At 71.5% G+C, this 14,297-nt stretch carries 12 protein-coding genes; 7 read left to right on the forward strand and 5 right to left on the reverse strand.

What is annotated here, in order from left to right; genetic code table 11:
- Positions 1 to 431: 431 nt before the first annotated feature.
- Both ABZX85_RS20135 and ABZX85_RS20140 read right to left on the reverse strand, forming a co-directional pair.
- Positions 432 to 899: a bulb-type lectin domain-containing protein gene (locus ABZX85_RS20135; protein WP_355870076.1), complete on the reverse strand. Its 468-nt coding sequence runs from the start codon at positions 897 to 899 to the stop codon at positions 432 to 434.
- A gap of 221 nt (positions 900 to 1,120) precedes the next feature.
- The gene (locus tag ABZX85_RS20140; protein ID WP_355870079.1) at positions 1,121 to 3,448 is read right to left on the reverse strand and encodes an immune inhibitor A domain-containing protein; all 2,328 of its coding nucleotides are present in this window, start codon (positions 3,446 to 3,448) and stop codon (positions 1,121 to 1,123) included.
- 294 nt (positions 3,449 to 3,742) lie between these two features.
- Between ABZX85_RS20140 and ABZX85_RS20145 the strand changes: the two genes are divergently transcribed.
- Positions 3,743 to 4,381, forward strand: a complete 639-nt coding sequence (locus ABZX85_RS20145; protein WP_355870082.1) for a histidine phosphatase family protein — start codon at positions 3,743 to 3,745, stop codon at positions 4,379 to 4,381.
- Between the two features lie 37 nt (positions 4,382 to 4,418).
- Here the strand turns inward: ABZX85_RS20145 and ABZX85_RS20150 are convergent, their stop codons facing one another.
- Entirely contained in the window at positions 4,419 to 5,030 is a 612-nt protein-coding gene (locus ABZX85_RS20150) for a helix-turn-helix domain-containing protein (RefSeq protein ID WP_355870085.1), read from the reverse strand.
- 65 nt (positions 5,031 to 5,095) lie between these two features.
- Between ABZX85_RS20150 and ABZX85_RS20155 the strand changes: the two genes are divergently transcribed.
- The 6 genes from ABZX85_RS20155 (at position 5,096) to ABZX85_RS20180 (ending at position 11,028) form a co-directional block, all read left to right on the forward strand.
- Entirely contained in the window at positions 5,096 to 5,599 is a 504-nt protein-coding gene (locus tag ABZX85_RS20155; RefSeq protein WP_355870088.1) for a MaoC family dehydratase, read from the forward strand.
- Positions 5,596 to 6,753, forward strand: coding sequence for an acyl-CoA dehydrogenase family protein (locus tag ABZX85_RS20160; protein WP_355870091.1), 1,158 nt, complete (start codon positions 5,596 to 5,598; stop codon positions 6,751 to 6,753). The genes ABZX85_RS20155 and ABZX85_RS20160 overlap by 4 nt, the downstream gene beginning before the upstream one ends.
- Positions 6,750 to 7,229, forward strand: a complete 480-nt coding sequence (locus ABZX85_RS20165; protein ID WP_355870094.1) for a MaoC family dehydratase — start codon at positions 6,750 to 6,752, stop codon at positions 7,227 to 7,229. The genes ABZX85_RS20160 and ABZX85_RS20165 overlap by 4 nt, the downstream gene beginning before the upstream one ends.
- Positions 7,226 to 8,125: a CoA ester lyase gene (locus ABZX85_RS20170; protein ID WP_355870097.1), complete on the forward strand. Its 900-nt coding sequence runs from the start codon at positions 7,226 to 7,228 to the stop codon at positions 8,123 to 8,125. The genes ABZX85_RS20165 and ABZX85_RS20170 overlap by 4 nt, the downstream gene beginning before the upstream one ends.
- Complete coding sequence (locus ABZX85_RS20175; protein WP_355870100.1) at positions 8,122 to 9,663, forward strand: AMP-binding protein; 1,542 nt, start codon at positions 8,122 to 8,124, stop codon at positions 9,661 to 9,663. The genes ABZX85_RS20170 and ABZX85_RS20175 overlap by 4 nt, the downstream gene beginning before the upstream one ends.
- 63 nt (positions 9,664 to 9,726) lie before the next feature.
- Positions 9,727 to 11,028, forward strand: coding sequence for a DUF3533 domain-containing protein (locus tag ABZX85_RS20180; protein WP_355870103.1), 1,302 nt, complete (start codon positions 9,727 to 9,729; stop codon positions 11,026 to 11,028).
- Between the two features lie 48 nt (positions 11,029 to 11,076).
- Here ABZX85_RS20180 and ABZX85_RS20185 read toward each other — a convergent pair whose 3' ends face one another.
- Entirely contained in the window at positions 11,077 to 11,970 is an 894-nt protein-coding gene (locus ABZX85_RS20185) for a VOC family protein (RefSeq protein ID WP_355870106.1), read from the reverse strand.
- A 138-nt stretch (positions 11,971 to 12,108) separates the two neighbouring features.
- Complete coding sequence (locus ABZX85_RS20190; protein ID WP_355870109.1) at positions 12,109 to 14,097, reverse strand: acetate--CoA ligase family protein; 1,989 nt, start codon at positions 14,095 to 14,097, stop codon at positions 12,109 to 12,111.
- Between the last annotated feature and the right edge of the window lie 200 nt (positions 14,098 to 14,297).

Raw genomic sequence — 14,297 nt, forward strand, 5'->3', positions numbered from 1 at the left:
CCCACGGCCGGCTACGGCCCCGACAGCCACTGCCGCTTGATCGTGGCCACCACCACCCCGGGCTCCTGCCCGACAAAGCCATCTGGTGGCTGACCACCGACCTACCCCACCCCGACGCCCCGCGCGCCTGCCGCCGGCCCGCACGCGCTGGGACGGTCCGCCACGTACAACTCCCGGCAGATGACCTCCAGTTCACCAGAGGCTCGACGAAGCCGCCGAGCCCGGTGCCGGCGGGCCGTCTCTCCTTCAGCCTTCTCAAGGCCCCAGCGGTCCCGCGCCCGTACGGGTGACCGGCGCGGCGGCATCCCGGCAGACGGATCTGGGGTGATTCGTGCCGATGGTGGCAGCACGAATCACCCCAGATGAGGTGTCTCATGGTCGCGGCGTACCGCAGAGGTCCCCGAAGAGGTCGGGGGTGATGTGCCGGTGGGTCAGTGGTTGGTGCCGGAGGCCCAGATCGCCTGGCTGCCGTCGTAGATGACTACGTTGCCATCGTCCTGGACGACGAGGCGGGAGCCGGGGTGGCCGGCGGTGTTCGAGGCCCAGACCGCTCGGTTGGAGGCCGTGTAGACGACGAAGTTGCCGTCGGTCTGGAAGCGGGCCGTCCAGCCCTGGTTGACGGTGTTGGAGGCCCAGCGGGCACGGTTGAACTCGTCGTAGATGACGAGGTTGCCGTCGTTCTGCATGATCAGGCGGGCGGTGTTGGAGCTGACCGAGTTGTTCCGGTTGAAGGTGTACGGCGCCGTGATCGTCCGGTTGGCGCGGAGCGCGGGGCTCGCCGCCGTCGTATCGGCGCCGGTGGCTAAGACGCCTGTGGCGGGGGCCGCGCCGGCCTGGCTGACGAGGGTCAGAGAGGCGAGGGTGGCGGTGGCGAGGAGTGCGATGACTTTCCGTCTCACGAGCGAACTCCTTGAGTCAGATTGCGCATCCAGCGATGCCCTGACCGGGCACCGCACCCGAACTCTGGCACCCCGGCGGGGCGGCGGGAGGCACTCCGCGCGGCGGTGACTTGTTCGCGGCCACGTTTGACCTGAAGCCGCAGGCACCGCCGACGCGCCGGACGGCCACGGGCACCGTCGAAGCGGTGGCCGTGGCCGTCGGAGGCGGGGGCGGTGGACGGTTACCTCGCCGCGGTCACGCGGACCGTGATCGTGGAGCCGTCGAACGCCTCACCGAGGATCTCGATCCTGGTGTTGGTGTCGGTGACGCGGACGCCCCCGGTGGGGTTGGTCTCGTCGTAGTAGGTGTGGGCCCGGTCGTCGAAGACGGGGTTGCCGCGCCGGGACGGGATCTCGGTGGGCTCGCCGCGGCGGTGGAGGGTGATGCCGTCCGTGCGGTAGCGGCTGAAGGGCGAGTCGTAGCTCTGGATGCCGTTGTCCATGAGTTCGCCGTCGGACCACTTGAGCGGGGCGGGGTGGGCGTCGACCGGGAGGAGGCGGCCCGTGCCGGGGTGCGCGCTGGTGTTGTTGTCCTCCTGCGAGGTGTCCCACTTCCAGATCAACAGGCCGTTCTGGTACGGGAAGTGCTCCACCCAGCCGGCGGCGGTGAAGTTCATCGGGCCGACCTTGAGGGTCCTGTCGTACGACACGTACTGGCGGTTCTCGGCGATGTAGTACTGCGCGTGGTCGGTGGTGTAGGTGTCCCCGGTCCGGGAGAAGCCCTGCGCCGTCCACGCGGAGTCGGCGCTCTCCGCGTCGTCCGAGAAGAGCGGGGTGCCGTCGGCGACGACGGTGATCCGGTCGGCCGCGAAGCCCTTCTGGTCGACGATCTCGTCGGTCCGGTAGCGGAAGCGGACGTCGATCTGGCGGCCCGCGTACGCGTCCAGCGGGTACGCCAGCCTCTGGTACCCGGTGGAGGTTCCGGTGAGGGCCGGCTTGCCCGCGGTGTCGCGGGGGATCGCCGTACCGTCCGCCGTGCCGTCGAGCGCCGTCCAGTCGGCGCCGCCGTTCGTGGAGACCTCGGTGTAGAGGTAGTCGTAGTCGGCCTCGATGTCGTACCAGCCGTCGAGTTCCAGGGTGGCGGAGGAGGCGTCCGTCAGGTCCACGGACCGGGTCAGGGTGTTGGAGAGTTTGTTGCCCCGGCCGCTCCACCACTGGGTCGCGCCCTGTGCGGGGGCGACCAGTTCGGCGGTGACCCGCTTCTTCGGCAGTTCGACGACGAGGGCCTGTTTGTCGGCCGTGTTGAACTCGGCGTACCCCAGCTTGTGCGTCGACGTCGTCGCGGCCCTGGCCGTGTCGTGGTCGAGCCAGCCGAGTTGGAGCTTGTCCCAGGCGGTCATGTCGCCGGGCAGGTCACCGATGGTGTCCTTGCCGGTGCCGAGCCAGGAGCCGGCGGACATCACCGTCCAGAAGGCGGTCGAGTTGGAGCCGTTCCTGCTGGTGTCGTAGTGGTCGGGCAGGCCGAGGTCGTGGCCGTACTCGTGGGCGAAGACGCCGAGTCCGCCGTTCTCCGGCTGGATCGTGTAGTCGCCGACCCAGATGCCGGTGTCGCCTATCGCGGCCCCGCCGAGCCGGTTGTCCTGCGGGCCGGACGTACCCCAGCCGTCGCCGTACGCGTACCAGCGGTGGGACCAGACGGCGTCCTCGCCCTGCGCGCCGCCGCCGGCCTCCTCGCCCTCGCCGGCCTTCACGATCTGGAAGTGGTCGATGTAGCCGTCGGGTTCGTTGAAGTCGCCGTCGCCGTCGTGGTCGTAGCGGTCCCACTGGTCGAACCGGGCCGTATCGGCCTGGATCTGGGCGGGGGTGCGGCCCACCGCCCGCTGCTGTCCGACCCAGGCGTCGAGGCCGTCGCGGACGAGGTCCCAGATGCAGTTGTCGCACTTGTTGGTGCCGTAACGGGCCTCGTTGTAGGGGACCTTGACCCAGTCCGAGACCTCGCCCTCGATCGAGTAGCGGCCCGAGGACTGCTTCTCGTAGTACTTCTTCACCGACTCGACGCCGTCTCCGGTGGCGTAGTAGAGGTCCTCGTAGTGCTGCCGGTCGTAGTCGGCCTCCCATGCCTTGCTGTTGTTCACGGCACGGTCCGGCTGGGGTATCCGGTTGTGCAGCGGGCCGGGTGCGCCGCCGTAGCGGGTGTCGGCCTCGTCGCCGAACTCGACGAGGATCGTGAAGATCCTGTCGGTCCGCTCGCGGCCCAGTTCGACGTACTTGCCGCCCGACTTGCCTCCGCCGAGCCGCACGACCCGTGAGCCGTCGCGGTCGTCGACCGCGGTGTCGCCGGATATGAGCTGTTCCAGGGCCTCTTGGCGCTGCGCCTCCCGGGTCCGGCTCAGCGGGCCTTCGAGGTCGTGGGCGCGCTCAGGGTGCGCGGGAGTCGTCGGGGTGCCGGGGACGGAGGTGGGGCGGACGTCGGCGGTCTGCGCCGCCGCGAGGGTGGGGAACGTCGCCGTGACGGTGGTGAAGGCGATGCCTACGACCGCCGCCCTGAACGTCCAGGGAGCGTTGGTCACTTGTGGGGGGTCCTTCCGGAAACGCGCCCCGTCGCGGGCGGTTGGCGGACCGGACCGGCCCGCCGCTCTCGCGGCGCGGATGCGCTTGAGGTTTCAAGTAACCTTATGCGGCGGCGAGTTGATCTGTAAAGGATTCCCTTTACCTCGACCTGGTCAACTCATGGCGTTCCAGGCCGGGTTGGCAGTGTTCTGCACACTCTGTCCACGGATCGGCCGGACGATGCGACCGGCACAGCAGAAGCGGCACAGTTGAAGCAACGAGCAGTATCCGCACCGCACAGAACGGGAATCCCCTTGCGCCTCCTGCTGATCCGTCACGGCCAGACCCCCTCCAACCTCACGCACCTGCTGGACACCGCCGAGCCGGGCCCGGCACTGACCGACCTGGGCCGCGAGCAGGCGGAGGCGCTCCCCCGCACTCTCGCGGAGGAGAAGATCGGGGCCCTCTACGCCTCCACGCTCGAACGCGCCCGGCTCACCGCCGCGCCGCTCGCCGCCGCGACGGGCCTCGACGTCCAGATCCGGGGCGGCATCAGGGAGTTGAGCGCGGGAGACCTGGAGATGCGCGGCGACGACGAGGCCGTCTCCGTCTATCTCACGACCGCGTTCGCCTGGTCCTCGGGGGACACCGGACGCCGGATGCCGGGCGGTGAGGACGGCACGGAGGCGCTCGGGCGCTTCGACTCCGTCGTCCGGGAGGCGGCCGGGTCAGGGGCGGACACGGTCGCCATGGTGAGCCACGGCGCCGCGATCCGGATGTGGGTGGCCGCCCGCGCCGCGAACGTCGACGTGTCCTGGGCGTCGCGGCACACGCTGCGCAACACCGGTGTCGTCGTCCTGACCGGCTCGCCGGACGAGGGCTGGCAGGCACTCCGGTGGGACGGCACGCCGCTCGGCCGGCCGGACTCCGCCGATCCGCTGACGGCCGCCTGAGCGGCACCTACGCACAGCACACCACGCCCCCGGCGCGTCACGCCTGCGGCGCCCGCGCGAGCAGCGCGTCGACGAGGCCGTCGAGGCCGCGCAGCGCGTCGTCGACGGGGACCGCCTCGGGGTCGAGGAGGGACTGGTAGACGGCGCCGCGCAGGGCGCCCACGATGAGCACGGCGGTCGCGGCGGCGTCGATGTCCGCCCTGGCCTCGGCCACCCGCCGCCCGATCGTGTGGCGCAGGTCGCGGTGGAGAGCGGCCATCCGCTCCCGGAGGAACGGCGTCGGGAGCACCGCCTCGAACATGAGGACGTACAGCGCGCTCATCTGGTGCGGATTACGGTCCCAGCTCACCCGCAGCTCCTCGAAGAAGCGGTGCAGCGCCGCGGCCCCGGTGCGCTCCCCCACGGCCGGTGTGAGGGTCTCGTCGGCCCAGACGACGGTGATCCGGTCCAGCAGCGTCGCGAGGAGGCCCTCCTTCGAGCCGAAGCGCGCGGTGACCAGCGCGGGGCTGTAGCCGGCGCGCTTGCCGATCGCGGTGAGCGTCATCCGGTCGTAGCCGCCTTCGGCGATCAGTTCGGCCGCGGCGTCCAGGAGGCGGGTCGTCGACAGTTCCGAGCGGGTCTGTTTGGGGGCCGGAGGCGTGTGCGTCATACCGGACAGGCTACCCGAAGAAATAATGTGGTTGACCAACCACATTTTGGTGTTACGTTGAATCCATGAACTCGCACGAACAGGTGCTGGAGCCGTCGGCGTTCCCTGTGCGAACCCGTGGCCGCCAGTACGAGGACTTCCAGGTCGGACAGCGCCTGGACCATCACTGGGGGCGAACGCTGAGCGCGGGTGACGCGACGCTGTTCGCGACCGCGACGCTCGCCTACAACCCCCTCTACTTCAACGCCGAGCACGCCCGCGAGGAAGGCCACCCCGATCTGGTGGTGCACCCGCTGCTGGCGCTGTGCACGGTCGTCGGGCTGAGCGTCGAGGACCTCTCCGAGGCCGGCGGGCCCTTCCTGGGCATCGACGACCTGACCTTCCACCGGGCCGTCCACCCCGGCGACACGCTGTCCTCGGCGAGCACGGTCCTGGCGAAACGGCCCTCCGGTTCGCAGCCGGGCTTCGGCATCGTCACCTGGCGCACCGAGGGCCGCGACCAGCACGGCGATCTCGTCGTCGCCTTCACCCGGTCCAACCTCGTCGTGATGCGGGAGGCGCAGTCGTGAGCAGCATCCATCTCACCCCCGAGCGGCTCGAACTCCAGGCGCGGGCCCGTGAGTTCGCGATGACCGAGGTGCTGCCCGTCGCCGACGAGCTCGACCGGCGCGGCGAGGACATCCCGGACTCGCTGATCGAACGGCTGGCCAAGGAGGGCTACTTCGGCATCCGGGTGCCCACCGAGTACGGCGGGCTGGGGCTCGGCGTCTTCGAGTACGCCCTCGTCACCGAGGAGCTGGGGCGGGCCTGGATGAGCGTGCCGAGTCTGATGGCGCGGGCCAACGGGTTCGGCTGCCAGGTGACCGACCCCGAGCGGCGCGCGGAGCTGCTGCGGCGCAGTGCCCGGGGTGAGTGGATCGGGGCGTTCTCCGCCTCCGAGCCGGGAGCCGGCTCCGACCTCGCCGGGGTCTCCTGCCGTGCGACCCGTGACGGCGACACGTGGGTGCTCGACGGCGAGAAACGCTGGACCGGCAACGCCGTCCGGGCCGACTTCATCGTCCTGGTCGCCCGGGAGCGGGACCCGGAGCCGGGCGAGCACCGGGCGACCGGGCTGGTCGCGCTGGTGATCGAGAAGGAGCCGGGCACACTGCCCGAGGGGATGACCGCCACTCCGATCGACAAGGTCGGCTACCACGGGATCACCACCTACCAACTGCACCTCGACGGCGTACGGGTGCCGCTCTCGGCGGGCACCGAGGGGAACGCGTTCGCCGAGGTCGTCCAGGGTCTCAACGTGGCGCGGGTGCACACCGCCGCGCGGGCGGTCGGTCTGGCGCGCGGCGCGCTGGAGGACACCCGGGAGTACCTGCTGGAGCGCCGGCAGTTCGACCGTCCGCTGGCGAGCTTCCAGGCGCTGCGCTTCACCCTGGCCGACATGGCGGCCGACGTCGAGGCCGCCCGCGCGCTCACCTATCAGGCGGCGCACGCGCTGGACGCCGGGGACGAGACGGCGACCCTGCCGTCCATGTGCAAGCTCGTCGCCACCGAGACGGCCGTCCGCGTCACCAACCAGGCGATGCAGTTGCACGGCGGCAACGGCTACACGACCGAGCGGCGCGTGGAGCGGTACTGGCGGGACGCCCGGCTGACCACCATCTTCGAGGGCACCTCGGAGATCCAGCGCACCCTGATCGCCGACGCCCTGCTGGGGAGGAGACGATGACCCGCTTCGAGGACTTCACGCCCGGCGACCGGATGCGGCACGTACGGGGCTGCACGATGACCGACATCGAGGGCCAGCTGCTGTCGAAACTGGTCATGAACTCGGCGCAGGCGCACTTCAACGACGACGCGATGGCGGGCACCCCGTTCGGGGAGCGGATCGTGTTCGGGCTGCTCAGCGCGTCCGTCACGATCGGCCTCGCGACGCAGGACACCGCCGAGGACGCGATCGCGGAGGTGGCGCTCGACAAGCTGCGTTTCCGTGCCCCCGTCGTCGACGGCGACACCCTGTACGCCGCCACCGAGGTCCTGTCCGCAGAACCAGCGCCCGGCCGCGAGGACGCCGGCCTCGTCCGCTTCAAGCACTGGGGTTTCAAGCCCGACGGCACGATCGTCTTCGAAGGCGAGCGCACCGTCCTCCTCAAGCGCGCCAGCCACCACCCCCGTGCCGGCCACCAGTCCAGGGAGTCCCGATGAACCGCCTGCGCCGCTCCGAGCTCGCCGTCCCCGCGTCCAGCGAGAAGATGATCCGCAAGGCCGCCCAGAGCGACGCCGACCTCGTCTTCCTCGACCTGGAGGACGCCGTCGCCCCCGCCGGCAAGGAGGAGGCCCGCGAACAGGCCATCCACTTCCTCAACCACCTCGACTGGGGCAGGCGGGTGCGTGCCGTCCGCGTCAACGACGCGCAGAGCCCGTGGGCGCACGACGACGTCATCGAGGTCGTCACCCGCGCGGGCCACAACCTGGACGTGCTGATCCTGCCCAAGGTCGAAGCCCCCCGGGACGTGTGGTTCTTCGAGACTCTGCTCACGCAGCTGGAGGCGAAGCTCGGGGAAGCCCTGCCGATCGGGTTCGAGATCCTGATCGAGGAGGCCGAGGCGCTGGGCCGCGTCGAGGAGCTCGCCGCCTGCTCCCCCAGGCTGGAGGCCCTGATCCTCGGCTTCGGGGACCTCGCCGCCAGCCTCGGCTTCCGCTTCGGGCACGTCGACGACCCCGCCCACGCCTACCCCGGCGACCCCTGGCACCACGCCCGTGCCCGCGTCATCGCCGCCGCACGGGCGAACGGCCTGGAGGCCATCGACGGCCCGTACCCCCTCATCGGCGACACCGACGGCTACCGCACCCAGGCCATCTGGGCGAGCACCCTCGGCGCGACCGGCAAATGGGCCATCCACCCCAGCCAGATCGCCCCCGCCAACGAGGTGTTCTCCCCCACCTCCCAGGAGGTCGAGACCGCCAGGTACATGTGCGACGCCTACAAGAGCAGCGACGGCTCGGCCGCCGCACAGGGTGCCCTCGTCGACGCCGCCACCGCCCGGCTCTTCGGCGCTGTCCTGCACCGCGCCGAACTCATCGAGGAGCGCGCCTCATGAGGCCCACCGACGTCGTCGACCGCGCGGCTCGGGCCCATCCCGACCACGTCGCCCTCGTCTGCGGCACCGAGCGCGTCACCTACGAGCAGCTCCACGCACGCTCCTGCCGGATCGCCCAGGCCCTGCACGCCCACGGCTTCCCGCCCGGCACGCACGGCGGTGTCCTGGCCCCCAACGACATCACCGGCTTCGTCTGCGCGCTGGGCCTGATGCGCGCCGGCGTCACCTGGGTGCCGCTCAACCCGTACGACGCCGTCCCCCAGATCGGCCTCCTCCTGGAGCGCTTCGACGTCGACGTGCTGTTCCTCCACCCCGACTACCGTGAGCACATCGGCGAACTCCGCGCCGCGGCTCCCGGCCTGCGGGAAGTGATCGTCTACGACACCGATCTCGACGACTGGCTCGGGGACGCGCCCGCCCAGGACGTGACCGGGGTCGGTGATCCCGACGCGATCGCCGCGATCTACCCCACGAGCGGTACGACCGGCCTGCCGCGCGGCGTGATGCACGACAACCGGCGCTTCGCGTTCTTCGTCGAGGCCCTCGCCGACGAGGCGGCGGACTCGGGCGGCGAACAGGACGTCTTCCTGGCCGCCGCCCCGCTCACCCACGTCTCCGGCCGGATGGCGCTGGCCGCCATGTACCGGGGCGGGACGGTGGTGATCCTGCACCGCCCCGGACTCGACACCCTCCTGGACGCCCTCGAACGGCACCGGGTCCACTCCACGATGCTCCCGCCGACGGTCCTCTACGCGATCGTCGACGTCCCCGGCATCGAGCGGCGCCGCTTCCCGGACCTGCGGCAGATCAGCTACGGCGCGGCGCCGATCCGGGTGGAGAAGCTCAAGCAGGCCCTGGCCCTCTTCGGCCCCGTGCTCCGGCAGGGATACGGCCAGACCGAGGCCCCCATGCTGATCACGGCGCTCACCGCCGACGAGCACCTGGTCGACGGCAGGCCCGCGCCCGACGAGCGGCTCTCCAGCGTCGGCCGCCCCACCAAGGTCTCCACCGTGGCGATCCTCGACGACCTGGGCGGGGAGCTGCCGCCCGGAGACATCGGCGAGATCTGCGTACGCGGTGACTTCGTCATGGTCGGCTACTACCAGGACCCGGAGGGCACGGCGGAAGCCTTCCGCGACGGCTGGCATCACACCGGCGACGTCGGCTACTTCGACGACGGGGGTTATCTGCACCTCGTCGACCGCAAGAAGGACCTCATCATCAGCGGTGGTTTCAACGTGTACCCCGCGGAGGTCGAGCGGGTGATCGCGGAGGCTCCCGGAGTCGCCGACGTGGCGGTCATCGGCGTGCCCGACGCCCGCTGGGGCGAGGCGGTCACCGCCGTCGTCGTCGCCAGGGCGGGCGAGACCGTCGACGAACAGCAGGTCATCGCGCACACGAAGAAGACGCTCGGCTCGGTCAAGGCCCCCAAGCGGGTCGAGGTGTGGCCGTGGCTGCCGCGCAACGCCACCGGAAAGGTGCTCAAGCGCAGCATCCGCGAGCGGTACGCACAACCGGGCGAGTCCCCCACCGACTGACCGCACACCCGCTACTCCCTCCACTCCCCCTCCCCCACAGCAGCACGCCCGGAGAGCAGAACCATGGTTGCCGAAGCAGAAGTCCCCGGACACGGACCGGGCCTTCGCCTGTGGCTCGTCCCGTCCCTCGTGGTCGCCGTCGTCATGGCGGCGCTGGCCGCGATGTACCTGGGCGGGACCGTCAACTCGTCCGACGAGCTCCACCGCTTTCCCGTGGCGGTCGTGAACGCCGACCAGGGCGCCACGACGGCGACGGGGCAGCGTGTCGGCACCGGCGCGCAGATCACCGCGGGCCTGCGTGAGCAGGTCGACCACGACAAGTTCGACCTGCGGGTCCTCAGCCTCGCCGAGGCCAGGAAGCAGCTGGGCGAGGCCAAGCTGTACGGGGCGATCGTCCTGCCGCCGGAGCTGAGCCGGGAGCTGGGCGCACTGACGGCGGGCGCGGTGTCCGGTGGGGCCGTCGAGCGTCCCGTCGTCACCGTCTACACCAACCAGCTCGCCAATTCCTCCAGCGCCTCCATCGTGAACGCCTTCGCCACCCAGGCGCTGGCGGGCGCGAACCGGACGGTGGGCGGGCAGCTCCTCACCCGGGCGACGTCGGCGGGCGCCGGCGCCGCGAAGGTGTCCGGCGCCGCCCGGCTCGTCCTGTCGGAGCCCATGAACGTGCGGGTCACACCGTTCCAGCCGGTCCCCGGGGGCACGGGCAACGGGGTGTCCGCCTTCTACTACGCCCTGCTGCTGGTCCTGGCCGGGTTCACCGGCTCACTGATCGCCGGCAATCTCATCGACGTCCGACTCGGCTTCCTGCCCTCGGAGATCGGGCCGCTGTACCGGCTGGAGGACCGTTCGGGACGCAGCCGTCTGGCGACCCTCACCCTGAAATGGGCGCTCATGGCGGGCGTCGCGGTGATCGTCAGCACGGCCTACCTCGGCATCGCGGACCGGCTCGGCATGCCCCTGCACCATCCGTGGGCGCTCTGGCTCTTCGGCATGCTGGCGATCTGGGCCGTCGCGGTCGTCACCCTGACGGTGACCGCTCTCTTCGGGAACCTCGGCATGGTGGTCAACCTCTTCCTCTTCATCGTGCTGTCGATCCCCAGCTCCGGGGGTACCGCGCCGCTGGAGGCCACCCCGGCGGTCTTCCGCTTCCTCGGCACGTTCGAGCCGATGCGCCAGGTCTACCTGGGGACGCGTTCGATCCTGTACTTCGACGCCCAGGGGGACGCCGGCCTCGGCCGCGCCCTGCTCGCCTGTGCGGTGGCCCTGGTGGCGGGCCTGCTCGTCGGCGCCCTGGTGACCCGCTGGTACGACCGCAAGGGTCTCGACCGGCTCCACGTCCCGCGCGTCGTCGGACAACAGGTCTGACCGACGGCAGGAGGGCCCGCCTCACCGAGGCGGGCCCTCCTGCCGTTCTCACACCATCCGGTCGATTCCTCTGTGGCCCCACGCGGTGTCGGACCTGGAGATGTCGTAGGACTCGGTGCGCCAGGTGGCGGGGTCGATGCCGCGCGATCCCCACCCGTACTCCATGTGCCAGCCGGAGGGCGTGCGGAAGTAGCAGGAGAACGTCCGGTCGTTGCGGTGTCTGCCGAGGGCGGCCGAGACGATGTCCCGTTCCTCCGCCAGGTCGTAGGTCGATCCGACGGTGTCGATGTCGTCGGTCTCCATCAGCATGTGCTGCATGCGGCGCGGGTTTCCCCACGCGCTCAGGAAGCCGAGCGAGTGGTGCCGTTCGTTGCAGTGCAGGAACGCGGCGACGTTCCCGAGCCCGGGGGCCACCTCCCAGTCGGTGACGCCGAATCCGAGCACGCCGGTGTAGAACCGCACCGCCGCGTCGAGGTCGGTCACGTACAGCACGACATGGCCCATGCCCCGGTCGCCGGTCACGAAGCCGCCCATCGGGCGAGCCGGTGCGAATCTCGGCCGGAACTGTGTCTCGGCCCCGGTGAACAGCTCCATCCGTACGCCGGTGTAGGGGCAGTCGAACCAGAGGAGGTCGATCACGCACCGCTCGCGGCGCTCCTCGTCACCGCCGCTCGTCACGGTGACGCCGGCCGCCTCCAGGGCCCGGCGCGCCGCCGCGAGGGCGGTGGAGTCACCCACGTCCCAGCCGACATGGGCGACGTCGTCGGTGTCTCCCGCGTAGACGGTCAGCCGGTGGTGCAGCTCGTCCATCTTCAGGTAGAGCCGTGAGCCGTCGCTGTCGGGCAGGGTCTCCAGGCCGAGGACGTCGCGCGCGAACTCGCGCCACGCGCGCAGGTCGGTGGTGTGCGCTCCGATGTAGCCGAGCGACTTCACGTACCTCATATCAGCCCGCCGATCGGGGGCAGCAGGGGGCGGAAGGGGGATTCCGGTCGGGAAATTCGGGTGTCGCTCTGTGGGGGCAGAGGCATGTCGTCGGCTCCGGACGTCGATCGGTGGGGGGTGTCGAAGCGGTGGGGGGTGTCAGTCGGTCATCAGCAGCACGGCGTCGAGTGCGACGACGTCGCCGTCGGGAAGAATCCGCAGGGAGCCGATCTCGCACTCGGCGACGCGTTCGTCCGCGCCCAGGCAGGCGAGCGCCAGCAGTACGCCGCACAGGTGCGAGCGGTCGATCCCGGCGACGTCGTGGGCGCCGAGGATCAGGTCGAGCGTGACGAGTTCGTCGAGCATCGTGTGGGTGTCGATGACCGACAGGGGCGCGAGGCGCAGGGAGACGTCACCGAGCGCGGCGGCGGCCGGTCCGCCCGCGCCGAGGGAGACGACGGGGCCGAAGGCCGGGTCGCGGCGTACGGCGACGGCGAGTTCGGGGCCGTCGGGGACGGCCCGCTCGATGAGGAGGGTCAGTCCGGGGAGGATGCCCGCGAGGACGATGTCGAGTTCCTCGTGCGTGCGGAGGCGGACCTCGATCCTGTGCGGGTACCCGGCATCGAGGCTCTTCAGCACGACCGGCCCGCCGAGTTCGTCGAACGCGCGGTGCGCCTCGGCGGGGTCGGCGCACACCCGGCCTTCCGGGACGGGGACGCCGAGTTGGGCGAGGAGGCGTTTGGCGGTGTGCTCGTCGACGGCGCCGCTGAACGGCAGCGGGGGGAACGTGGGCGGGGTGATGTCGGCGGCTGCCAGGCGGGCGCGCGCCGCCGCGTCGTCCACCAGGGCGCGGACCATGGTCGTGCCGGCGGCGGCGGAGGGGGCGCAGGGGACGCCGGCCCGGTCGAGGACCTCGCGGGCGCGCCGCAGTTCTTTCGGGGGGCCGCCCAGGACGGCTATCAGGGGGGTCGCGGGCCGGGTCTCGCCCAGGGCTGCCGGGAGGTCCGTCGCGGTGGGTCCGAGGAGCGTGTGGACCACGGTGACGTCGATGCTCGGGTCCTCGGAGACCCGTTCGACGACGTCCGGGAGCGCGGGCAGGGGGTGGCCGGCGTCGACGGGGTTGCGCTGCCCCGTGGGGGCGGGCAGCAGCCCGTCGAGCAGGCCCGCGGTGCACTTCACCAGCGGCGGGAGGTGGACGTCCTGTGCGCGCAGGTTCTCGGTGAACAGCAGCCCCGGGCCCGCGTGGGTCGTGACCAGGCCGACGCCGGGGCGCGGACGTGGGGGAAGCCGTGTCCGGCCGAGCGCCGTCACGGCGTCCACCAGGTCGCGTTCGTCGTCCACGAGCACCGCTCCCGCCTGGCGCAGCGCGGCACGGGCGACGCGCCAGGACGCCGGGCCGCCGACGCCGCCACTGCGAACGACCAGCGCCACGACCGGAGTTCGTCCCACGAGGCGCCGTACGGCGTCGGCCAGCCGGCGACCGCTCGCGACGCTCTCCACGTGCAGGGCGACGGCGCGGACGCCGTCGTCCTCGGCGAGGTGGCGCAGGACGTCGGCGTGGGTGACGTCCACCCCGTCCCCGACGCCGACCCCGAGCCGCAGGCCCACGCCCGCCTCGGCCAGCGCGAAGGCGAGCGCGTAGTGCGTGCCGTCGTCCCCCGTCACCAGCGCCACCGGGCCCGCCTCGACGGCCGTGATCCCCGGCGCGGGACCGGCGGCCAGCCGCAGGCTCGGGACGACGAACCCGGACGCGCCGGGTCCGAGGACCCTGATGCCGGTCTCCCGTACGGCGTCGGCCAACGCCCGCCGCTCGGCGGCGTGTTGGGCGTCCGTCGCGGCGGGCCGACCGGAGTGGAGGAGGGCCGCGCGGGCTCCGGCGGTCGCCGCCTCGCGCAGGGCATCGGCGGTCGAGGGGCCCGTGGCGCAGGAGACGACCAGGTCCGGCACGGTGCCGTGCGCCTCGACCGCATTCGCGAGCGTCGCGTGCACGTCCCGCTCGGGGTCCGGGCGGTCGGCGTCGATCTTGAGCAGCGGCCCGGGGAACGAGGCGAGGGCGGCGGTCAGCGCCGCCTCGCGCTCGCCGTCTGTTCCACGGACCCCGAGCACGGCGACGGCCCGGGGCGCGAACAGAGAGTCAAGGGGGTGCATGGGGTGGGCTTCCTGGTGAGATCGCTGCGGGCCGAACCCGGCCTCAGCCAACCTACCGTCAAACTGTGCACACCTTCGGATGCAAGCGTCAAAATCTTGCACACACGGGAGTCAGTTGGTCACCAAAACACCGCGCCGATTAGGCATTTGGCCGGAAATACCGTGGTACGACCGCGTGCCCCTCTCTCCGCTCCGGGGAT

Source organism: Streptomyces sp. NPDC004539 (assembly GCF_040610055.1).
In the GTDB taxonomy this organism is placed as follows: domain Bacteria; phylum Actinomycetota; class Actinomycetes; order Streptomycetales; family Streptomycetaceae; genus Streptomyces.

What these genes read in the sequence shown, in the direction of transcription:
- ABZX85_RS20150 (WP_355870085.1), bottom strand. Translation starts at nt 5,030, where the DNA reads ATGACGCACACGCCTCCGGCCCCCAAACAGACCCGCTCGGAACTGTCG.
- ABZX85_RS20155 (WP_355870088.1), top strand. Translation starts at nt 5,096, where the DNA reads ATGAACTCGCACGAACAGGTGCTGGAGCCGTCGGCGTTCCCTGTGCGA.
- ABZX85_RS20165 (WP_355870094.1), top strand. Translation starts at nt 6,750, where the DNA reads ATGACCCGCTTCGAGGACTTCACGCCCGGCGACCGGATGCGGCACGTA.
- ABZX85_RS20170 (WP_355870097.1), top strand. Translation starts at nt 7,226, where the DNA reads ATGAACCGCCTGCGCCGCTCCGAGCTCGCCGTCCCCGCGTCCAGCGAG.
- ABZX85_RS20175 (WP_355870100.1), top strand. Translation starts at nt 8,122, where the DNA reads ATGAGGCCCACCGACGTCGTCGACCGCGCGGCTCGGGCCCATCCCGAC.
- ABZX85_RS20180 (WP_355870103.1), top strand. Translation starts at nt 9,727, where the DNA reads ATGGTTGCCGAAGCAGAAGTCCCCGGACACGGACCGGGCCTTCGCCTG.
- ABZX85_RS20185 (WP_355870106.1), bottom strand. Translation starts at nt 11,970, where the DNA reads ATGAGGTACGTGAAGTCGCTCGGCTACATCGGAGCGCACACCACCGAC.
- ABZX85_RS20190 (WP_355870109.1), bottom strand. Translation starts at nt 14,097, where the DNA reads ATGCACCCCCTTGACTCTCTGTTCGCGCCCCGGGCCGTCGCCGTGCTC.